The organism is Pseudarthrobacter kochi, assembly GCF_055412805.1.
The window spans coordinates 18,169-39,054 of record NZ_JBVAYV010000035.1 but is presented as its reverse complement, the minus strand read 5'-3'; the positions used below and the strand labels follow the sequence as shown (position 1 = coordinate 39,054).

Here is a 20,886-nt window from a genome sequence, read left to right as displayed (position 1 = left end):
CTCAACGCAAGACCACGCAAAACACTGGACTGGGACACCCCGGCCGAGCGTCTTCGTGATCTACTGGAAGCCAGCTGACCTCGGGTGTTGCATCGACCCCTAGAATCCGCCTCAGAGCACCCTTTCCCTGATTAACACGCCATCCAGACGGACCCGCCATGAAAACCTGGCGCTAGCGTATGGCTTTGTAGGCCGAGCTAAGCGAGGCGTGAGTGGCGCATGCCGGGGTCGACCGTCACAACTGCTCACCCCAGTGAGGCACCTGACGTTACCAACTCAGCCTGCATGCGGTCCGAACGGCGGTTCACGGCGCGGAATAGGGTCGCTGCGATGAACCCGAGCAGGATCGACACCACGCCGTAGACCGCCCCAGGCAGGGCTATGACTGGATTCTGGAGAACCGACTGAGCGATTACGAGTGCGACCGCACCATTGTGCAGACCGATTTCCAGAGCACTGGAGATGGACTGCGGCCGGCTCACTCGGAATATCCGTGGTACGAAGAAACCGACAGCCAAACTGATGATGCAGACGAGGGTCGTGATCATCAGAAGCGAACCTATGCTTGCCGCCAAGGTCGCCAGGTTGCTTAGTACGGTCGCCAGAATCACGAGGGCGAGAATAATGAGCGAAGCGATGCGAACAGGCTTTTCCATCATTTTGGCGAATCTCAACCACAACTTACGCACGATCATGCCGCAGATTACCGGCAGCAGCACCATCGCGGCGACCTCAAGTGCCTTCTGGAACTGGAGTCCGATCTGGCCGCCAGCTGGGTCGAAGAATGCCAGCGACACATTGACCACGATCGGGATCGTGACGATGGCAGTGACGGAATTGATCGCCGTGAGAGTGATGTTCAACGCGACATCACCGCCAAACAAGTGGCTGAGCACGTTCGCGATAGCTCCGCCTGGCGCAGCAACGATCAGCATCATTCCGACTGCGAGCAGCGGGGGAAGCTGAAACAGGATGACCAGGCCAAATGTAATCACCGGCAACAGCATTATCTGACAGATTAGGGCGATGATCACGGCTTTTGGGTAGCGCGCGACGCGGGCGAAGTCCGTCGTTGTAAGACTTAGACCAAGGCCGAACATAATGATCGCTAACGCGATCGGCATCAAAACGGTGGGGTTCATAGCAACTATCTCCTTTGATGATTTGCAACTCCGTTTAGAAAACCACGGCACTTCCTCATGGATTGCACAGATTTCAATGAGTGCAACTTCGGTCTCGTAAATCACGCACCCGGCATCGCACATGCCTCGTCTCAGCGATTAGACGCACCGCGATGTGTCTATTCGGCTTGCGGGTCGACATTGGTTTTACGTTGTTCGGCACCCGCACCAACGACGATCCCCGACCCTGAAGCTTCCATGATTATGGCGTCGAGTTGTTCCCTGAACCCGCAGGATCCTCGTGGACCAGGATCTGGGCGGGAAGGGTATGTGCAGGGATGCTGTTCCGTTGCGTGGTGGAATGGTGCTGCCCGCTGCTCCTCACAGAAAAAGCGCCCTCACCACCACCAAGTTGGGTGGCAGGGCAGATGACTTCGTGGACGCCGGGGGCTACACCGGGACCGCAGAAAAACTAAGAGCGTCGGGTGGCGATCAATCCCGCAACCAGCGAAAACGGAAAGCCACCGCATCCACATCGTGTGTACCCTCCTCAAGGTCGCGCCAAAAAGATCTTGCCGGCACTCGAAACCCAACTGCCTCGAAGCTCGGCGGTGTCCACGCCACGGTCGGTTACGATAGGCGGGCAGGCCACCGTTGTTCGGGACGAACGCGGTATGCGCCACCCTTTGCGGCGGGCGGTACAACAGTGAAACCCGGCGCTGGCCCCGTCTTTCGGGTTGCCTGTTGCGGTTCGGCATGCTAGCGCCGGGAAAATGTGCTTTTCTCGGTTTAATTCTCAGATGTCGGTACATTCCGGGGATTAACGAGGGCCTGGTACCCATCGAGCTGATGGAACAACTTGCGTCCACACCCGTTTTCCAAAAGAAGCCAGACAACGGTGCCGTCATTGGAAAGCTCATCTACGGTGCCTTGATGGCTCTGCCGCGAATCGCATTCGAGGAGCAGGACCGTGTCACCAGGGATGAGCTCACCCCAGTCTTCGACAACTGATCTCCGGTAGCCGTACTCAGTAGGCCGGTTTCGCTGTCGGGCCGAAAGCTTCGGACGATTTATCATGAGCTTTACCCCTATACCGATCTAAGAATGACTGCGGATCCTTGTCCGCCTCCACCACAAATTCCCGCAGCACCCAGCTTCCCTGGCCCCAGGGCGGCAAGTTGTCGTGCGAGTGTTCCGATGATTCGCGCCCCGGACGCGCCGATGGGGTGTCCAAGTGCGATCGCGCCACCGCGAATATTGACGATGTCCGGGCTGACTCCAAGGGTTCGGGTTGATTGGACGGACACGGCGGCGAATGCCTCGTTGATTTCCACTACGGCCAATTCCTCCACGCCGGTGTTGATTTTATTGAGTGCTGCGAAGATGGCGTTGGCGGGCAGGTCGTGCAGCCGCACGTCCGGCCCTGCCACCAGTGCGTGGGATTCTATGATGGCGAGTGGAGAAAGGCCCAGCAGTTGGGCAGCTGCGCCGCTTACCAGAACTAACGCCGCGGCGCCGTCGGTGATCTGGGAGGAGTTGCCTGCAGTGATTGTGCCGTCCGTGCTGAATGCTGGGCGCAGCTTTCCAAGTGACTCTGTGGTCGTCCCGTTCCGGACTCCGTCGTCGTCAGTGACTACGGCGTGTCCGGCCCGTGAGGCGATGGGGTAAGCAGTGATTTCCTCGGCGTGGAAAGCGGCATGGGCTTCGGTGCGCTGGTGTGAGGAGGCTGCCCACTCGTCTTGGCTGGCGCGGTCCAAACCATAGTCGGTGTTTCCGTCTTCGGTCGAGCTGCCCATTGAGCGCTGTTCGAAGGCATCGGTCAGTCCGTCAAACTCAGCTGTATCCGTGATCTCCAGTGCACCGTATTTCTGCCCGGCCCGTGCATTTAGCACGTGGGGGGCCAACGACATAGATTCCTGACCGACGGCCACGACGATGTCCGCTTCGCCACTGTCGATCAGCCGTGCGGCGGCGACGACGGCCTCCATCCCGGAGAGGCAGACGGCGTTAAGTGTCAGTGCGGGAACATTCAGGGGGATGCCGGCGGCTACTGCAGATTGCCGTGCCGGATTCTGGCCGGCTCCACCCTGCAGGACGTGCCCGGCGATGACGCGTTGGACTTCTGCCGGGTTTACCCCGGCGCGGCTCAGGGCTGCGGTAATGGCGTGAGCCCCGAGAGCTGTGGCGGGAACCGAGGCGAAGCGTCCGTTGAACCGGGAGAACGGGGTCCGGGCGTACCCGACGATCAACGCGCTCATGCTGCTGCTCCTACGGGCTGCGACGAGGAGATCGGGACGCCGACCGGCACGGGCGCATCACTATCCGCAGAACTATCAGAGACCGGGTCAGCACTGAAGGGTGCGCCAGCTAAAACCCTAAGTTCCGTTACGGTGAGCCTTGGCGCGACCTTGCGCAGGACTGGTCTTCCGTCTACTTCGTAAAAGATAGCCCGATCACTGATGATGCGATCGACGACGCCAACGCCGGTCAGGAGAAGGTCGCACACTGCAACGATCTTTGGGTTGCCGTCCGTAGAGACTTGGTCGGTTACCACGATCACGCGTGGGGTGCCGGCCACGACGTCGATTACGCCGCCCATGCCTTTGACGAGCTTGCCGGGAATGGTCGAGTTGGCCACGTCTCCCGATCCGGAGACCTGCAAGGCCCCGAGGATGTCTGTCTGTACTTGCTCGAAGCAAATCATGCCAAAGGTGACGGTGGAGTCAAAGAAGCTGCCACCCGGCAGCACCGTGACCGTCTGCTTGCCGGCGTTGATGGGGTCTGCCTCCTCTTCGCCCTCGTAGGGAAAAGTTCCCCTGCCGGGCAGGCCGCTCTCACTTTGCAATGTCGCCCGGACACCTCCAGGGAGACCCTTGGTGACCAGGGTCGGTCGTCCGATGAAGAAATTCACATACTGGCCTTCTTTGAGTTCGGCTGCGGCGACGGCAGCCATTTCAGCACGAGTCCACATGGTTCATACCTCCGCACGGACGCGTAGGGTCCGCTGTTCGACGTCTTTGATGGGGTTCAGGACGGCGCCGGCGGCTGCGACCAGGGGGTTGAAATGGCGAGCGGTCATTCGGTAACGGCCGGAGGGTTGTCGGTTGCCAGTGTGTGAGTGAAGGAGACGTAGCCTAGGAGGAGGGGACGGCAACCGAAGAGGTACCGCGGACCTGATCCAAAATTGCAGCAATATTTTCCGGCGTATGGTGGCCGCGCCATGCTATGACAGCGTCAGGTCGCACCAGCAGATACCTCGCGTCCAAGATGGATTCCAAATCGGGACGATGGACGGGCAGAGAGGTTAGCGGGATTCTCAGTTTCGCTGCGGCGGCCGCCCAGTCGTCGGTGTCGACGTCGCCGCTCAGAATAATTAGTGTCAACCCTCGACCCAGGAGGTCCTGCACGGACGTGTCCGCACTAAGCCACTGGTTCGGTAAGCGGGTCCCTGGAGCTCCCGAGGGGCGGTAGAGGGTTGTAGAGGATTCGGGTGCTGTGCCCACGTCGTAGCAGATAGCGGGCGAATCAAGGTAGCGGGCTCCGAGGACAAAGCCGACGGTGTAAAGCTCCTGGGTTTTGAGACGGCGTATGGTGGCCGCAACTTCGGTACGGGCTGATTCGCCTTCTAGGCCTCCCGACATCATTTCCGGATGTGTCAGAGCGAGGCCCAGGGAGGACATATTATTGACCGCTTCGCGGATGGTTCGTTCAGCCATGGGACGACGCTCGATCTCGTAGGAGTCCAGAAGAGGCTCACCAGCCCAGCCATCCAGGACAGCAGCGAGTTTCCACGCGATATCAAAAGCATCTCCAATGCCGGTGTTCGCACCGAAGCCTCCCCAAGGAGGATTCAGGTGAGCCGCATCACCACCCAAAAAGACCCGATCTGCCCGATATTGCCGGGCCACCAGCATGCGGGCAGTCCAAGGATCTTCAGAGAGAATATCGAACGGGACATTGGCTCCAATCATGGCTCCGAGCGCTCTGTTTACCCAGTCACGGGCGGGCCGCTCAGGGGCATTCAGGATGATCGCCCACCAATTGCCATCGAGATCCAGCTGACCCATGAGACCGTTAACCTCGGGATTAACGATCCAGTACTGGACCGCGGCGCCCTGGTCGTGGAGGTCGGCTAGCTCCGGGGCGTAAAAAGTGACCTGCATGTTTTGGATGACGTCCGTGCTGCCCTCGAGTTCGATCCCGAGTTGCTTACGTACAACGCTCCGGGCGCCGTCAGCTGCAATCAGATACTTGGCACGGATGCGTTGCATCCCGCCAGCGTTATTTATCATGGACGCGGATACGCCTTCAGTGTCCTGGTCTATGTTCTCCACGTGCCAGCCGAAGTAGGACGTGACGGATTCCCGGTCTGACAATGCTGCCCGGAGGGCGGACTCGACCTGATTCTGCGGGCACCACAGGGCAGGCTCTGCGAGGTCATCAGTTCGTAGGTTCCGGAGTGAGAAGACACCGTCGAACTGCTCGAGCGAAAGCCCTGTGAGGCTCGTAGCGAAGGTTGCTTTGTCTGACCAGCCAAAAGGGAGTTTTGCGCCCGCTCGTACGGCGTCGGCGATCCCGATATGACGAAAAATTTCCATGGTCCTGGGGTTGAGCTGCTTACACCGGGGAGAGCCATCCTCGGGGATGAGCCTTGGCTCGACAAGGGCAACGCGTAAGCCATAGTGTCCCAATGTGTGGGCGGCTGTAAGCCCAACAGGACCGCCGCCGACTACGATCACGTCAAAGTCGGAACCTTCGGGCGAAAATCTTTCGGCCATTACTGTCTTTCTTGTTCACCGGGGAGAAAGCACTGTGCTTTGGTCGCCCCGTCTGGGCTGCTGTCTTTAGACGGGTTGTTTGTGGATCCCGAGGGTGCCGGGGGCGTGGGTGCCGGTCATGAGAGCGGCGAGGTCGTCGGGTTCGAGGAAGGAGGGAGGTGGGGGAGGTCCCCAGTTGAAGAGACCCTGGGGTCCATTGAAGATCTCGGGTGTCCAAATTTCGTCTTCGGGGATGCAGTCCATGTCGGAGTAGTACTCGGAGAAGTTCCCGGCGGGGTCTTTGAGGTACCAGAAGAAGTTCGAGCCCGCGTGGTGGCGTCCGAGGCCCCAGATGTGGCGTTCGGGGTTGTTTTCCAGCATCGCTTTGGCGCCGCGGCCGACGTCATCGATGTCATCGACCTGCCAGGAGGTGTGGTGAAGGAAGTTCACCGGCGCGGCGAGGGCAAGGACGTTGTGGTGATCCACGGAGCAGCGCATGAACGCGCCCTTGTCAGAGATGTAGTCGCTGACCTTGAAGCCGATGCCTTCGGTGAAGAACCGCATGGTCGCTTCCAGGTTCACAGTGCCGATCACGGTGTGACCGAGTTTACGGGGCTTGATCCGGGTGTCGCGCAGAACGCCGGGGGCACGGCCCCAGCGGTCTATCCGGCCAGGACCGTTGTAGGGGGTCGCCGGTGTCTTTTCCTGGGCAATGCGGGGCGCGACGTGTATGCGTGCGGTGAATCCCGAGGCGGGTTCGGTGGCGAGCAGTTCGGTGCCGTTGTGGTTTATCGGAACACCCAGGCCGGTCATCTGGGAGGTGACTCTGGCGACGTCGTCCTCGTTGTCGGCGCCGACGCCGAGTTCGACCAGGCGCCGGGTGGGTGCATGGACGATCTTGAGCTGCTCGCCGCCGTCGCGGGTCCCGAAAGAGTTGTTGCCCAAGGGATCGAGGCCGAATTCCTCGTAGTACGCGGCCGTTTCGGTCACGTTCGGAACACCCATCACCACGCGGGTCAGACGATGTAATGCCATGGGGTTACTCCTTTGTATCCGTAGTTTTTGGTATGCCCGCCCCACCGCGGGCCAAGCAAGGGTTTAGTTCCCGGCGGAGGTGAAGGTCTGGGTGATCTCCCCGATGCCTTCGATCCGGGAAACCAGAGTTTCGCCGGGTTTGATGAAGCGCTTCGGGCTCCGGCCCACACCAACACCTGCGGGGGTGCCTGTGAAGATGATGTCGCCCGGGAGCAGGGTTACGACCCTGGACAGGCCTTCGATCAAGGCCGGGACGGAGAAGATCAGTTCGCTGGTGCGGCCCTTCTGGACTTCTTCACCGCCGAGGCTGCACCCGATTTCCAGGTCGTCCGGGTCCGCGAACTCATCCGGGGTCACCAGCCAGGGTCCGACCGGTCCGAACCCGGGAAAGGACTTACCCAGACCGAACTGCGGGGCCGGGCCGCGGAGCTGCGACACACGCTCGGAAATGTCCTGGCCAATCGACAAGCCCGCGACATGGTTCCAGGCATCAGCGGCGGAAACATTTTTGGCTTCCTTGCCGATCACCGCGACCAGTTCGACCTCCCAGTCGGTGTTCCCTCCCTCGGGCAGGACAACCTCTGTATCAGGACCCGTAATGCAGGTAGGGAACTTCGTGAATACAGGCGGAAGAGTGTCCGGCTCGGCGAAACCGGACTCCTTGGCGTGCTCGCTGTAGTTCAAACCGATCGCGAAGACCTGCCGCGGCGCGGGGGACGGAGAGCCCAGAAGTGACCGGTCCACCACCACATCGGCAGCGGTATCGGACAGGTTTGCAGCCCACGCCGTGAACTCCTCCCACCGGGCGTACACACCCGCCAGATCGGGACCGAACCGGCCAGCACTGGCAGCCTCAACATCAACACCCCGACCATTCGCGGTGATAATAGTTGCATGGTGGGCATGGTTCGCGAGGCGCATGGATCTCCTAAAAGCGGTCTTTCGCCACATGAGGACAGTGACGCTCGGGTGTCGGAGGAGTCACTTGAGGCCCCCTGTTCCCTTGCACTGATGGTTGCACCACGTTCAATGAAGATGTAGGAGACTTCCACCCATTGGCAGAACGAGAACTAGATGGAGAAGCGATGAATGAGCCGGGTAAACCACGAGGCCGGCGACCGATTGTAGGAGAGCCGGTTCTAGACCGTGCGTTTAGGCTCTTAACAGCCTTCGGCGCTGATGACGCCCAGCTTTCGCTGACTGCGCTCAGTGTGAAGACGGGGATCCCGATCAGTTCGGTCCTTCGCCTCTGCAAAAAGCTCGCGGATCTTGGGATGCTCGAACGTACCGGCGAGGGCACCTACGTCATTGGGTTAAAGCTCCTGGAAGTAGCCTCGCTGGCGCCTCGGGGCCATGGTCTTCGCGCAGTAGCCATGCCATTCATGGAGGATTTGCACAAGGCGACCAATCATCATGTGCTGCTCGCTGTGAGGGATCATGACGAGGCTGTCTTGGTCGAGCGCCTGTCCGCCCATGAAGCAGGAAGGATAATGTACCGCATCGGTGGACGGGTGCCGCTCCATTCCACGAGCGTTGGCTTGGTGCTGCTGGCGTATGCCGATCCTGAGTTGAAGGAGGAGATACTGAACCGCAAACTCATGCTGGAGCCCGAAGGGCAGGATTTACCATCTGGGGAGCTTCGTGCGCGGGTGGCAATGGTCCGTCAACAAGGGTTTTCCGTGGTTAGCAGACCGTTACCTGAACCTGCGACGTCCGTAGCTGCACCCATCTTCGACCGCGGTCAGCAAATTGTTGGCGCAATGTCCGTCTTGGGACCGATGGGGGTAATGGAACCGCGAGTTGTTATCCCTGCCTTAGTGGCGGTGGCCCGCGCAGTTTCGCGTGCGGTAGCGTCGGGCAGCACTGGTCCCAACGTGAGCAGTGGCTAGCCCGGACGCCCACGGTCATCTCGGCTGGACCGCGCCCCACATTTACTCCTATTTTCTTTGGTCCCCCTTAGTCCGCCTGCCACCAAGCTGCTAGCAACCGGCTCAGTGTGCGGTGTGCATCCGGCAACTTGCGAAACTCAATGGCGGGACACATCCAGCCAGCAGGTGGGCCCTGGCCGGAACCATGCTCCTCGAGCCCGGGCAGCACCGTGAGCCGGAGCATGCCAATGCTGTCGCCCGGCCGCCATGGGTGAGCCCGACGCAGATCTGGGCGTATCTTACCATAGGCCGCTCTCCTCGGCCCGGTTCCAGCGGGCCTCCATTACCCACAGGGAGAAGGACTGCCTGCGTCCACCAAGCTGGAGTAAGCATTGGGCATCCCACTACATTGTTGGCTAAGATCATCATGACGAATTACTCTAGGGGGACAAGTGAGCACTCAAGCAGCTTCCGAGTTAATGGCCCTTGGCGGGGATATGTGGAAGTCACTTTCCTCCCAAGAGGACAGCAGAGGTGCCCCGGCTAACCGGGCCGAGATGGCCGCCCACTTGATCGCCGAACTGGCTGCCGGTGCTGGACCAGAGCGGCGCTTGGGCAGTAAGGACGAGGTAAGGCAACGGTGCTCGGTGTCGGTCGGAACCTTTAACGAAGCGCTAAAGATTGCGCAGGCGCGCGGTGTCGTGACTCTTCGCCGCGGCCCGGGCGGAGGCATTTTCGCGGCCGAACAAACACCGCTGGTCCGCTTGGGCAACCAAATGCTTGCCATGAAGGACAGCGAGCACATCGTGACAGATGCGTTGCGGATGCGGAATGTGTTGGATCCGCTAGTGATTGAAGACGCTTTGAGGTACTCGTCGGCCGCTGACATCCTCGGCATGAGGGAGGAAGTCACGGCGATGAAGCAGGCGATGGCCGATAGGGACGTTCCGGCTTTTTTGCATGGTAACTGGCGCTTCCAGGCACGTGTTGCCAGCATTTCCCCAAATTTGATGCTGCGGACTGTGTTCTTGGCCTTGCTGGAGATTCTCGAGCGACATGCTGTGACGCTGCGTGCACCAGGAGATACGCCGCTGCCTGGACTGTTGGAAGCAAGGTTCGAGTTGTACAAGCGAATGGCGGACGCAATGGAACACAGGGATCGTGAAGCAGCTATGGAGATTATGCATACACACAACAACACAGGTATTCAGCCCGCGGCATCCGAGAGTAGGGATGCCGCCGGCTGAATACCGACCACTGCGCTGCCTGCCGGGCCTGCAGACAGGGACACCTGCAGACCAAGAATGTATGTAACTCTCCAGCACCTGACCCCTGAAATCTTTTACACAACGAGATTGGGCATAGGGCTTTGGTCTTGGGTTCTGAGGCGAGCGGAGCATCGCCGGCACTAGTGCAGGGAGATCACCGGTTCGGCTTTGGCTGCGCGTTCCCTTAGTGCGGGTCTATGAGGTGAAGGCCGACGCTAGGATCAGGCACAGTACAACGGAGGCAGAATAGGCCCTGAAGGTTTCCTTGGCGGTGAGAGCGGAGCGTGAAGACACCCGCCGCGCCCTGGGCCGCGAAGGCTGATCCGCCCAGGACGGGTCCGATGAAGAGCCGGTGAGCCATGGAATTGGTTAGCCCGAGAACAGTGCCTCGCCAATGCGAGGCAACGGCATGGGTCGCGGTGGCATTGATAAGGTCCGAGTGGAGTGGCCCAATGCCCATCAAGGCAACGCACACGAGGGCGGACCCGATGGATATTGACCTAAGCAGGATACCCAGGAGCCCGGCGAGCGTCAGGACCGCTCAAAGGATGCCGTCTTCGCCGGTCCCACTTTATCCGCGGCGGTAGCGGTAACCCAGGAACGAAAACTGCTGGGAGGGTGCCGCCAAGGAGGACTCCGGCCATTGTGATGGTGCTGACGAGGCGCCCACGTTCTCTGGGTGCAAAGTCATCGCCGTTGTGACGGCCCCGCCGACGCCAATGCCGGTGATCAAAGTGGTATGCCCAGCAGTGCCCCGGCGTAGACGATGGTGCCGACAAATCCGGTTGTTTTCTCGTCACTTGCAGAGATATGTCCGTGAGCAGCAGAGGTATTACTGATCCAAAGACGATGAGGTTGTAGCCTTCCATGACCTGTGACCAGCATGCAGAGGGCAATGGCGGCTTTGTTAGACAGTAAGGACCGGTGGCCGCCTGGGCGGGCATTGGCGGTTTGGTTGGTCGGGTCATTATCGGTTCCTTTCTTAGGGCACAGCGATGTGCCCGACAGTCCGCAGGACGAGGGAGTCGTGACTGGTCTCAGCCGTGGTTTGCCGAGTTAGGTGAGGGCGGGATCTCTGGTGTTCACTCCACAGCCACCGACCCGCGGCTGGGATGAAAAGCCCCTGGTATTGACCTATGGCTCCGCACACTGGTCTCTCAGCTGCCAGGGACCACCACTGTATGTGTTTCGGTAAGCGAGGGTCAGGCCATCAATCTCAACCAGCGAGGTTGCTGATGAGGTGACGAGTCGGGGCGGGGTTGCGGAAAGCTGCCATATAGAGCGCCGTTATGGTTTCCGCGCCGATAAGCATTTCCTTGTTTTGAAGTGCAGTTCGGCGTTGCTAAGCAGTCAGGTGCCTGTGTTCGTGCAGCTGGAGGAGGGGCCGTGGTCACCGGCTTTGGCGGAGAATTCCAGCTGAGTACTGGCGGCTCTACTGGGATGAAGGTCAGCCAGGAAGTCCGTGGCCAGCTGCAGGATTTCTCCGGCGACGGCGCTGCCATACACGTAGAAGTCCGGTCTGATCAGCACCGCGTCCGCCACGATCTCATCAAGCCAGTGTGCATAGGCGCCGGTGGTGTCCAGCGCGACGCCTTTAGCGGGTGTTTGCCCCAGTGCAATGATGCGAGTCCCAACCGATTCGATGGCGGCCCTGACATGTTCCGGCAGTTCCGAAGCCAGTTTTGCCTTGCGGAGAAGCAGTGTCCCGCCGCTGCCCAACACGTCATCGAAGAGGCCTTCTCCTTCTGTTCCGCGGACGGGCGCCTGAATTGAGAGGGTTCCGCCGGCAATGTCGTGCCGGTGAAGCCCCTCGCCCAACCGGGGAGCGGGGTGAGCCGGCATCCTGACCCCTGCAGCGAAGTCACCCGTCATCTTTGCATCCCGTTTCGCAGCCGTTGCCGGGTCTGTAGTGCAGATAATCTCTCCCAGGTCCATGGAGCGTTGAATGAAATGCCGCACATGTTCTGAACGCTCTGAACCATACGAATCCAGGATCGATTCGTCGGCGCGGCCGGTGAGGACCAGATCGAGCTTCCATTCGAGGTTGGCCGCATCACGCAGGCCTGAACTCATCCCTTGGCCGGCAAAAGGTGGCATCAGGTGGGCGGAGTCACCGGCGAGCAGCATCCGGCCCTTGCGCCAAGAGTTGCACCAGCGGGCCTGGAAGGTGTATACAGCGCGGCGTTCCACCTCCGCAGTTTCGGGGGTAACGCCCCAGGACCCGAGCAACTCCCAGACCCGCGCTTCGCTACTGAATTCTTCCTTGCTCTCGCCTTCCAGCCGCAGAAATTCAAACCTCCGCCGACCCGGGCCGCCAGGAACCAGCGTGGTCGGCCGCAGTGGATCACAGATCTGCAGCGCCGGAGGATCGACTTGCATGGGCACTTTGGGCAGCAGATCAATGACCAGCCAGTCGTGGAAATACCCCAAATCCGTCATGGTCACGCCCATCCATTGACGGACTTTACTGTTGGCGCCATCTGCACCGACGAGGTATTTGCCCCTCAGTTCGCGCCGCTCGCCTTGGGCGCTGCGTATCTGCAGGGCAATCCGCTCTTCAGTTTCCACCCGCGATTCCGCTTCCCACCCGCGCAGAAGAGTAACCGAGCCCAATGCGGCTACCTTCTCATGGAGGAACGCCTCTACGCTGGGCTGATGGAAGAAGTAGCTGGTGTTCCATCCGGACTTTCCGCCGCCCCGCCATTCAAGCCGCAGGAGAGGATCCCCTGATGCGTTGCGCCATTCGTACAGATCGTCGTAAGCCTCTACGGCGTGGGACATCTGTTCCGGGGAGGCGTCCAGTGACTGCAGCAACCGGGCGATTTCATCATCAAAGTGCACCGCTCGCGGCATCGGGTAAGTGATCAGTTGGCGTTCGACGACGGCTACGCGGTGGCCACGTCGACCCAGCTGGAAGGCAAGAACCCTTCCTACCGGCCCATACCCTGCGATGATGACGTCGAAGTCCTCTGCGGAAGGACTTTTGAGCCGCTCCAGGCCGCTCGCGACCATAGGCACATTGACCTCGGTCAGCACATGAACGGCAACACCTGCAATGGCATAAGGATCTTTCGCCAATTCGGCCTCGAGGTACTCCCTGTCCTGCACGAGTGAGAGCACCACCCCGCCGTCCCGGGTCGATTTGCTGCCCGCAGCAGCGATCAGGCCGGAGTCGACAGACGCCCGGAGCCACTCGACGTGGGACTGACGGTAAGTAGCCACAATATCGGCGGGAACCGTGTAGCTGATGTTAACGACAAACATGGGGAAGCCTTTCAGACATCTTTGTCTCGTACCTGTCTTTAGACGGGTTGTTTGTGGATCCCGAGGGTGCCGGGGGCGTGGGTGCCGGTCATGAGAGCGGCGAGGTCGTCGGGTTCGAGGAAGGAGGGAGGTGGGGGAGGTCCCCAGTTGAAGAGACCCTGGGGTCCATTGAAGATCTCGGGTGTCCAAATTTCGTCTTCGGGGATGCAGTCCATGTCGGAGTAGTACTCGGAGAAGTTCCCGGCGGGGTCTTTGAGGTACCAGAAGAAGTTCGAGCCCGCGTGGTGGCGTCCGAGGCCCCAGATGTGGCGTTCGGGGTTGTTTTCCAGCATCGCTTTGGCGCCGCGGCCGACGTCATCGATGTCATCGACCTGCCAGGAGGTGTGGTGAAGGAAGTTCACCGGCGCGGCGAGGGCAAGGACGTTGTGGTGATCCACGGAGCAGCGCATGAACGCGCCCTTGTCAGAGATGTAGTCGCTGACCTTGAAGCCGATGCCTTCGGTGAAGAACCGCATGGTCGCTTCCAGGTTCACAGTGCCGATCACGGTGTGACCGAGTTTACGGGGCTTGATCCGGGTGTCGCGCAGAACGCCGGGGGCACGGCCCCAGCGGTCTATCCGGCCAGGACCGTTGTAGGGGGTCGCCGGTGTCTTTTCCTGGGCAATGCGGGGCGCGACGTGTATGCGTGCGGTGAATCCCGAGGCGGGTTCGGTGGCGAGCAGTTCGGTGCCGTTGTGGTTTATCGGAACACCCAGGCCGGTCATCTGGGAGGTGACTCTGGCGACGTCGTCCTCGTTGTCGGCGCCGACGCCGAGTTCGACCAGGCGCCGGGTGGGTGCATGGACGATCTTGAGCTGCTCGCCGCCGTCGCGGGTCCCGAAAGAGTTGTTGCCCAAGGGATCGAGGCCGAATTCCTCGTAGTACGCGGCCGTTTCGGTCACGTTCGGAACACCCATCACCACGCGGGTCAGACGATGTAATGCCATGGGGTTACTCCTTTGTATCCGTAGTTTTTGGTATGCCCGCCCCACCGCGGGCCAAGCAAGGGTTTAGTTCCCGGCGGAGGTGAAGGTCTGGGTGATCTCCCCGATGCCTTCGATCCGGGAAACCAGAGTTTCGCCGGGTTTGATGAAGCGCTTCGGGCTCCGGCCCACACCAACACCTGCGGGGGTGCCTGTGAAGATGATGTCGCCCGGGAGCAGGGTTACGACCCTGGACAGGCCTTCGATCAAGGCCGGGACGGAGAAGATCAGTTCGCTGGTGCGGCCCTTCTGGACTTCTTCACCGCCGAGGCTGCACCCGATTTCCAGGTCGTCCGGGTCCGCGAACTCATCCGGGGTCACCAGCCAGGGTCCGACCGGTCCGAACCCGGGAAAGGACTTACCCAGACCGAACTGCGGGGCCGGGCCGCGGAGCTGCGACACACGCTCGGAAATGTCCTGGCCAATCGACAAGCCCGCGACATGGTTCCAGGCATCAGCGGCGGAAACATTTTTGGCTTCCTTGCCGATCACCGCGACCAGTTCGACCTCCCAGTCGGTGTTCCCTCCCTCGGGCAGGACAACCTCTGTATCAGGACCCGTAATGCAGGTAGGGAACTTCGTGAATACAGGCGGAAGAGTGTCCGGCTCGGCGAAACCGGACTCCTTGGCGTGCTCGCTGTAGTTCAAACCGATCGCGAAGACCTGCCGCGGCGCGGGGGACGGAGAGCCCAGAAGTGACCGGTCCACCACCACATCGGCAGCGGTATCGGACAGGTTTGCAGCCCACGCCGTGAACTCCTCCCACCGGGCGTACACACCCGCCAGATCGGGACCGAACCGGCCAGCACTGGCAGCCTCAACATCAACACCCCGACCATCACTGACCAGCACAACAGCACGACCATCATCGTTGGCAATACGCACACAGACTCCTTTGGGAAGCTATTCCTCTTGAATAGACCGAATTATATTAATAATAATCATTATGATGAAATTTTAGATTTGAGGCAGATCGCAGGTCAAGCCTTTACTGGGCTGACGATTTGAAAGGTCCTCCAGCCCGCGTAGGGACCGCACCCCTAGCGCTTCACAGCCCCCTTGACGCATCACGGGGGTGGGGCTAACGTTTTCATAGTAGACACGGTGTCTACTATGAAAATAATTATACCGGGAGTAGACATGGACGTCACTCAGACCCTCAGCACTCACACCTTCAAGAGGGATGCTTTAACGGAAGCCGGATTGATTGACTGGGCACGAGAATTCGTACCCCAGGTCCGTGAGGCCAAGAACGAGATCGATGAACTTGCTCAGACGCCGACCCACCTCGCTGAGCAGATGCACTCCGCGGGTGTCTGGTCGATGATGGTGCCCGAGACCTACGGGGGCATGGAGGCGAGCTTGACGACCTGGATGCACACCGTTAGAGAACTCGGCCGTGGTGACGGCGGCGTTGCCTGGGGTGCGACGCTCAACAACGCAGCAGGATGGATGGCCGCGAATCTCTACCCACGAGAGGTCGTCGACGAGGTTTTCGCTCAAGCGGGCGTCCGTTTCGCAGGCATCTTCTCCGGCCGCGCCTGCACGGCTCATCGCGTTGAAGGCGGAATACTTGTCGATCAGGGAAAGTGGTTCTTCAACTCCGGCGTATACCAAGCAGATTGGAATCTTCTCGGTGTCCCGAGGTTCGATGCCGACGGTAAAGACATCGGGCCCGGGATCGCGCTCGTACCAATGAAAGATGTCACCCTTTTGAACGACTGGGACACCTCAGGACTTCGCGGCAGTGGAAGTACTAACGTGACCATGGAGAACGTTTTCATCCCTGATGAGCGCATCGTTGGTCTGATGGAGAGCAACTACGGCACCCAGGCCAAGACCTTTCCTGAAGCCACGAACGCCCACCTCGCATTCGGGCCGCTGATGATCGTTGTCCTTGCGTTCCCCGTGCTTGGCCTGGGGCAACACATGCTGGAAACCTTCCTTGAGACGTTGCCCAAACGGGATATCAAGCTGACCCTTTACACAAAGCAGAGTAAGGCACCCGTGGCGCATCTGCAGATCGGAGAGGCCTCGGCGAAGATTGATGCTGCAAAGGCAATCATTGAAAGGGCATGCCGCAGGATCGAGTACTGGGCCGAGCGGCATGAGCTGATGCCGAAGCTGGAACGCGCCGAGATCGCACGCGACACCGGATTCGCCAACACCCTGGTGTGGGAGGCAGTCGACCTTCTAGCACGCAGCGCCGGCGGATCATGGGCCTGGAAAAGCAACGAAATGAACAAGGTCTGGCAGGACACCAAGATTGCGGTAATGCATCCCTTCGTGAACGCTGCGAGCAACATGGAACTATACGGCCGAATGAGGGCAGGACTTGAACCTGACCTCATGGCAGTTTGAGGTGATTGAGATGAACAGGAAACCCTTCATCCTCGGCGTGGGCGGAAGCGTGGTTGCAGGCTCGTCAACCGAGAAGGCACTCGCTCTCGCACTCCGCTCGGCACAAAACAACGGCGCCGAGACGCTTCTTTTTGGAGGTGAAAAGCTTGCCCGGCTTCCCCATTACGGCACCGCCCAATCATCCCTCGGAGATGAACTCATCGAAGCCTATCGAGCCGCAGATGGGGTCATCTTCGCCAGCCCCGGCTACCATGGCTCCATCTCGGGGCCGTTCAAAAACGCAATCGACTACCTCGAGGAAACCTCGAAGGATCAGCGAGTTTACCTCGATGGCGTGGGCGTAGGACTGATCGCGACGGCAGCAGGATGGCAGGCGACGAGTACAACTCTGGTGACACTCCGGTCCATCGTCCACGCCTTACGCGGTTGGCCAACACCGTTCGGCGCTGGGCTCAACACGAGCGTCCGCCTATTCGAGGGCGCGGAATGCAACGATGAGGCCGTGGCAAGTCAGCTCGAACGCGTCGGACGTCAAGTATACGATTTCGCAAGTTCAGCGCTTTCCAAAACTGCTGACTCCTCCCTTTCCTTAGCTGCATCACATAGATGAAGAAGACGCGGCGCCGATCCGGACCATTCAACCGGGGGCGCCGCTCTCCTTTCGGCCGCACCACCCACAAGGTTCCACGCAGATTGCCCACCTCGGCGGCGGGGCGGGCGAGCCCGGCCGACCCTTCATATGAACTACCATCACTTGCCCTACGTGACGATGTCACGTCGTGGACGTGGGTAGGGGAACTAGTGAGCTCCAACGCGATCCAGGAGGCCTCGCCTGCGACTACCGTCTCAGTACACTGAGACCGTGACACATGAACAGACAGAGCCGCCATTGGTTAATTCGGACCACCGCGTGCGGGTGGCTCGGCAACGCCGTGAACGGATGCGGCGGCGGCTGATGGACTCCGTGGTGGCCACGCGCGTGGGCTCTCCAACCGACGGGCCTCCCACGGTTGAGGCCGTTGTGGCCCATGCAGGCGTCTCAAAGGCCACGTTCTACAAGTACTTCACGTCTGTAGATGATGCAATCGGCGTCCTCGGTACTGAGATGGCCGCGGAGATGGTCGAGCTCTTGAAAGTTGTCCTAGCCGGACCTAGCTCGCCCCTTTTTAGGATGACGACGTCGCTGCAGATGTTCCTAATCCGAAGCGTCCGCGATCCGCTTTGGGGGGAGTTCGTTGCGCGAACCGATGTGCTAAGCGGGGACAACGAGGTGCGGCACGGTCTTGAGGAACACATTAAAGGTGCAAAAGACGCTGGAGATCTCGACTTCGATAATCTCGAGGCGGCGATCGTGCTCGCAGTAGGCGGTCTGATCCAAGGCATGCGGCATACTGCCCAGCACGAGGACAGCACGAAACCGGAGCTCATCGAAGCGGTGGTCCTTCTCATCCTTCGCGCACTCGGGGCAAAGGCAGAAACGGCGCGGGAGCTCGTCCGAGAATCGGCAGCCTTCATTCGTCATGCAGCTCCGGACACCATCGCAACAACCCGGGGCACGTCATCCAAGCGAGTGTCTGCATGATCCTTAGCTAATGAAGGAACGTTGAATGATATGGGCTGGCTTGATCTTTAAGGACCTTGGCAGTCCGACCTCATAGCGTCCTTGCTGTCGGTGATCTCAAATCCCCTTTATGCATGAAGCAGTGCACCAAGGACCAGGACCAGCGGCATCGGGATTGCACCCCATGCCGGCGGGGCGCGCCACACTTCCCAGCTGCTGCGTACGGCAGTCCTGACTGTTGGCGCGCCTGATGAACCTTGGGACAAAGACCAAGCCGGTCTGCCGTTTCGGCATAGCAGAGATTTCATTGAACCAACGCCGGACCCTTGACGCTTTCATAGAGTTGGCCCTACCGATTCATAATCGACGGTTTGTCTTTTATGACATAAGACTGACCTGCCAAACGCCAGCGCCCAATGGATTCGCGTGGCTGAAATGTCCTTCGGATTTGCGTGGCGCTTCACAGCCCCCTTGACGCATCACGGGGGTGGGGCTAACGTTTTCATAGTAGACACGGTGTCTACTATGAAAATAATTATACCGGGAGTAGACATGGACGTCACTCAGACCCTCAGCACTCACACCTTCAAGAGGGATGCTTTAACGGAAGCCGGATTGATTGACTGGGCACGAGAATTCGTACCCCAGGTCCGTGAGGCCAAGAACGAGATCGATGAACTTGCTCAGACGCCGACCCACCTCGCTGAGCAGATGCACTCCGCGGGTGTCTGGTCGATGATGGTGCCCGAGACCTACGGGGGCATGGAGGCGAGCTTGACGACCTGGATGCACACCGTTAGAGAACTCGGCCGTGGTGACGGCGGCGTTGCCTGGGGTGCGACGCTCAACAACGCAGCAGGATGGATGGCCGCGAATCTCTACCCACGAGAGGTCGTCGACGAGGTTTTCGCTCAAGCGGGCGTCCGTTTCGCAGGCATCTTCTCCGGCCGCGCCTGCACGGCTCATCGCGTTGAAGGCGGAATACTTGTCGATCAGGGAAAGTGGTTCTTCAACTCCGGCGTATACCAAGCAGATTGGAATCTTCTCGGTGTCCCGAGGTTCGATGCCGACGGTAAAGACATCGGGCCCGGGATCGCGCTCGTACCAATGAAAGATGTCACCCTTTTGAACGACTGGGACACCTCAGGACTTCGCGGCAGTGGAAGTACTAACGTGACCATGGAGAACGTTTTCATCCCTGATGAGCGCATCGTTGGTCTGATGGAGAGCAACTACGGCACCCAGGCCAAGACCTTTCCTGAAGCCACGAACGCCCACCTCGCATTCGGGCCGCTGATGATCGTTGTCCTTGCGTTCCCCGTGCTTGGCCTGGGGCAACACATGCTGGAAACCTTCCTTGAGACGTTGCCCAAACGGGATATCAAGCTGACCCTTTACACAAAGCAGAGTAAGGCACCCGTGGCGCATCTGCAGATCGGAGAGGCCTCGGCGAAGATTGATGCTGCAAAGGCAATCATTGAAAGGGCATGCCGCAGGATCGAGTACTGGGCCGAGCGGCATGAGCTGATGCCGAAGCTGGAACGCGCCGAGATCGCACGCGACACCGGATTCGCCAACACCCTGGTGTGGGAGGCAGTCGACCTTCTAGCACGCAGCGCCGGCGGATCATGGGCCTGGAAAAGCAACGAAATGAACAAGGTCTGGCAGGACACCAAGATTGCGGTAATGCATCCCTTCGTGAACGCTGCGAGCAACATGGAACTATACGGCCGAATGAGGGCAGGACTTGAACCTGACCTCATGGCAGTTTGAGGTGATTGAGATGAACAGGAAACCCTTCATCCTCGGCGTGGGCGGAAGCGTGGTTGCAGGCTCGTCAACCGAGAAGGCACTCGCTCTCGCACTCCGCTCGGCACAAAACAACGGCGCCGAGACGCTTCTTTTTGGAGGTGAAAAGCTTGCCCGGCTTCCCCATTACGGCACCGCCCAATCATCCCTCGGAGATGAACTCATCGAAGCCTATCGAGCCGCAGATGGGGTCATCTTCGCCAGCCCCGGCTACCATGGCTCCATCTCGGGGCCGTTCAAAAACGCAATCGACTACCTCGAGGAAACCTCGAAGGATCAGCGAGTTTACCTCGATGGCGTGGGCGTAGGACTGATCGCGACGGCAGCAGGATGGCAGGCGACGAGTACAACTCTGGTGACACTCCGGTCCATCGTCCACGCCTTACGCGGTTGGCCAACACCGTTCGGCGCTGGGCTCAACACGAGCGTCCGCCTATTCGAGGGCGCGGAATGCAACGATGAGGCCGTGGCAAGTCAGCTCGAACGCGTCGGACGTCAAGTATACGATTTCGCAAGTTCAGCGCTTTCCAAAACTGCTGACTCCTCCCTTTCCTTAGCTGCATCACATAGATGAAGAAGACGCGGCGCCGATCCGGACCATTCAACCGGGGGCGCCGCTCTCCTTTCGGCCGCACCACCCACAAGGTTCCACGCAGATTGCCCACCTCGGCGGCGGGGCGGGCGAGCCCGGCCCCCCAACCCCGACATCGTTGTCGAGTTCAGGACATAGCCGAACGACGGCAGAGAAATGGTTGTTGAGAAGTCGGCTTCCCTAATTTACCCTCAACCCCGGTAACCCATCTTTTGCAGGACTGGTTGC

16 protein-coding genes and 1 pseudogene are annotated in these 20,886 nt (G+C 59.8%); 7 read left to right on the top strand and 10 right to left on the bottom strand.

The window, feature by feature from the left end:
* Positions 1–245 precede the first annotated feature (245 nt).
* From ACZY0Y_RS15395 to ACZY0Y_RS15370, 6 genes are all read right to left on the bottom strand, one after another.
* Positions 246–1,142, bottom strand: a complete 897-nt coding sequence (locus ACZY0Y_RS15395; protein ID WP_463958947.1) for a bile acid:sodium symporter family protein — start codon at positions 1,140–1,142, stop codon at positions 246–248.
* Between the two features lie 1,067 nt (positions 1,143–2,209).
* Positions 2,210–3,379, bottom strand: a complete 1,170-nt coding sequence (locus ACZY0Y_RS15390; protein WP_463958946.1) for an acetyl-CoA C-acyltransferase — start codon at positions 3,377–3,379, stop codon at positions 2,210–2,212.
* A complete protein-coding gene (locus tag ACZY0Y_RS15385; RefSeq protein ID WP_463958945.1) occupies positions 3,376–4,092 on the bottom strand; it encodes a CoA-transferase in 717 nt (238 codons plus the stop codon). The genes ACZY0Y_RS15390 and ACZY0Y_RS15385 overlap by 4 nt, the downstream gene beginning before the upstream one ends.
* Positions 4,093–4,255: 163 nt before the next feature.
* Positions 4,256–5,899 (bottom strand): FAD-dependent monooxygenase, encoded by a 1,644-nt coding sequence (locus tag ACZY0Y_RS15380; protein ID WP_463958944.1) that lies wholly within the window; start codon positions 5,897–5,899, stop codon positions 4,256–4,258.
* Between the two features lie 66 nt (positions 5,900–5,965).
* Positions 5,966–6,913 (bottom strand): VOC family protein, encoded by a 948-nt coding sequence (locus ACZY0Y_RS15375; protein ID WP_463958936.1) that lies wholly within the window; start codon positions 6,911–6,913, stop codon positions 5,966–5,968.
* 63 nt (positions 6,914–6,976) lie between these two features.
* Entirely contained in the window at positions 6,977–7,834 is an 858-nt protein-coding gene (locus ACZY0Y_RS15370; RefSeq protein ID WP_463958942.1) for a fumarylacetoacetate hydrolase family protein, read from the bottom strand.
* 164 nt (positions 7,835–7,998) lie between these two features.
* Between ACZY0Y_RS15370 and ACZY0Y_RS15365 the strand changes: the two genes are divergently transcribed.
* Both ACZY0Y_RS15365 and ACZY0Y_RS15360 read left to right on the top strand, forming a co-directional pair.
* Positions 7,999–8,802: an IclR family transcriptional regulator gene (locus tag ACZY0Y_RS15365; protein ID WP_463958940.1), complete on the top strand. Its 804-nt coding sequence runs from the start codon at positions 7,999–8,001 to the stop codon at positions 8,800–8,802.
* Positions 8,803–9,233: 431 nt separating this feature from the next.
* Positions 9,234–10,028 carry a FadR/GntR family transcriptional regulator gene (locus ACZY0Y_RS15360; RefSeq protein WP_463958938.1) on the top strand — a complete coding sequence of 265 codons (795 nt, stop codon included), beginning with the start codon at positions 9,234–9,236 and terminating at the stop codon, positions 10,026–10,028.
* Between the two features lie 1,371 nt (positions 10,029–11,399).
* On the opposite strand, the gene mhpA is transcribed toward ACZY0Y_RS15360, so the two are convergent.
* The 4 genes and pseudogenes from mhpA to ACZY0Y_RS15340 all read right to left on the bottom strand — a co-directional run bounded on the left by mhpA (position 11,400) and on the right by ACZY0Y_RS15340 (position 15,220).
* The gene (mhpA, locus tag ACZY0Y_RS15355) at positions 11,400–13,061 is read right to left on the bottom strand and encodes a bifunctional 3-(3-hydroxy-phenyl)propionate/3-hydroxycinnamic acid hydroxylase MhpA (protein ID WP_463958950.1); all 1,662 of its coding nucleotides are present in this window, start codon (positions 13,059–13,061) and stop codon (positions 11,400–11,402) included.
* A 42-nt stretch (positions 13,062–13,103) separates the two neighbouring features.
* Positions 13,104–13,313: pseudogene (locus ACZY0Y_RS15350) on the bottom strand (YciI family protein); the annotation flags it as partial.
* A gap of 38 nt (positions 13,314–13,351) precedes the next feature.
* Entirely contained in the window at positions 13,352–14,299 is a 948-nt protein-coding gene (locus ACZY0Y_RS15345; RefSeq protein WP_463958936.1) for a VOC family protein, read from the bottom strand.
* A 63-nt stretch (positions 14,300–14,362) separates the two neighbouring features.
* Positions 14,363–15,220 carry a fumarylacetoacetate hydrolase family protein gene (locus ACZY0Y_RS15340; protein ID WP_463958934.1) on the bottom strand — a complete coding sequence of 286 codons (858 nt, stop codon included), beginning with the start codon at positions 15,218–15,220 and terminating at the stop codon, positions 14,363–14,365.
* A gap of 255 nt (positions 15,221–15,475) precedes the next feature.
* On the opposite strand from ACZY0Y_RS15340, the gene ACZY0Y_RS15335 reads away from it, so the two are divergent.
* From ACZY0Y_RS15335 to ACZY0Y_RS15315, 5 genes are all read left to right on the top strand, one after another.
* A complete protein-coding gene (locus ACZY0Y_RS15335) occupies positions 15,476–16,696 on the top strand; it encodes an acyl-CoA dehydrogenase family protein (protein ID WP_463958930.1) in 1,221 nt (406 codons plus the stop codon).
* Positions 16,671–17,306: an NADPH-dependent FMN reductase gene (locus tag ACZY0Y_RS15330; protein WP_463958928.1), complete on the top strand. Its 636-nt coding sequence runs from the start codon at positions 16,671–16,673 to the stop codon at positions 17,304–17,306. The genes ACZY0Y_RS15335 and ACZY0Y_RS15330 overlap by 26 nt, the downstream gene beginning before the upstream one ends.
* A 252-nt stretch (positions 17,307–17,558) precedes the next feature.
* Positions 17,559–18,278: a TetR/AcrR family transcriptional regulator gene (locus tag ACZY0Y_RS15325; RefSeq protein ID WP_463958932.1), complete on the top strand. Its 720-nt coding sequence runs from the start codon at positions 17,559–17,561 to the stop codon at positions 18,276–18,278.
* A gap of 531 nt (positions 18,279–18,809) precedes the next feature.
* On the top strand, positions 18,810–20,030 hold the full coding sequence (locus tag ACZY0Y_RS15320) for an acyl-CoA dehydrogenase family protein (protein WP_463958930.1): 1,221 nt from the start codon (positions 18,810–18,812) through the stop codon (positions 20,028–20,030).
* A complete protein-coding gene (locus tag ACZY0Y_RS15315) occupies positions 20,005–20,640 on the top strand; it encodes an NADPH-dependent FMN reductase (protein WP_463958928.1) in 636 nt (211 codons plus the stop codon). The genes ACZY0Y_RS15320 and ACZY0Y_RS15315 overlap by 26 nt, the downstream gene beginning before the upstream one ends.
* The last annotated feature ends 246 nt before the right edge of the window (positions 20,641–20,886 follow it).

Bases quoted from the DNA above. Each gene is read 5' to 3' on its own strand.
- ACZY0Y_RS15370 (WP_463958942.1), bottom strand. From the start codon at position 7,834: ATGCGCCTCGCGAACCATGCCCACCATGCAACTATTATCACCGCGAAT.
- ACZY0Y_RS15380 (WP_463958944.1), bottom strand. From the start codon at position 5,899: ATGGCCGAAAGATTTTCGCCCGAAGGTTCCGACTTTGACGTGATCGTA.
- ACZY0Y_RS15365 (WP_463958940.1), top strand. From the start codon at position 7,999: ATGAATGAGCCGGGTAAACCACGAGGCCGGCGACCGATTGTAGGAGAG.
- mhpA (WP_463958950.1), bottom strand. From the start codon at position 13,061: ATGGTCGCGAGCGGCCTGGAGCGGCTCAAAAGTCCTTCCGCAGAGGAC.
- ACZY0Y_RS15390 (WP_463958946.1), bottom strand. From the start codon at position 3,379: ATGAGCGCGTTGATCGTCGGGTACGCCCGGACCCCGTTCTCCCGGTTC.
- ACZY0Y_RS15345 (WP_463958936.1), bottom strand. From the start codon at position 14,299: ATGGCATTACATCGTCTGACCCGCGTGGTGATGGGTGTTCCGAACGTG.
- ACZY0Y_RS15320 (WP_463958930.1), top strand. From the start codon at position 18,810: ATGGACGTCACTCAGACCCTCAGCACTCACACCTTCAAGAGGGATGCT.
- ACZY0Y_RS15335 (WP_463958930.1), top strand. From the start codon at position 15,476: ATGGACGTCACTCAGACCCTCAGCACTCACACCTTCAAGAGGGATGCT.
- ACZY0Y_RS15375 (WP_463958936.1), bottom strand. From the start codon at position 6,913: ATGGCATTACATCGTCTGACCCGCGTGGTGATGGGTGTTCCGAACGTG.
- ACZY0Y_RS15395 (WP_463958947.1), bottom strand. From the start codon at position 1,142: ATGAACCCCACCGTTTTGATGCCGATCGCGTTAGCGATCATTATGTTC.
- ACZY0Y_RS15385 (WP_463958945.1), bottom strand. From the start codon at position 4,092: ATGTGGACTCGTGCTGAAATGGCTGCCGTCGCCGCAGCCGAACTCAAA.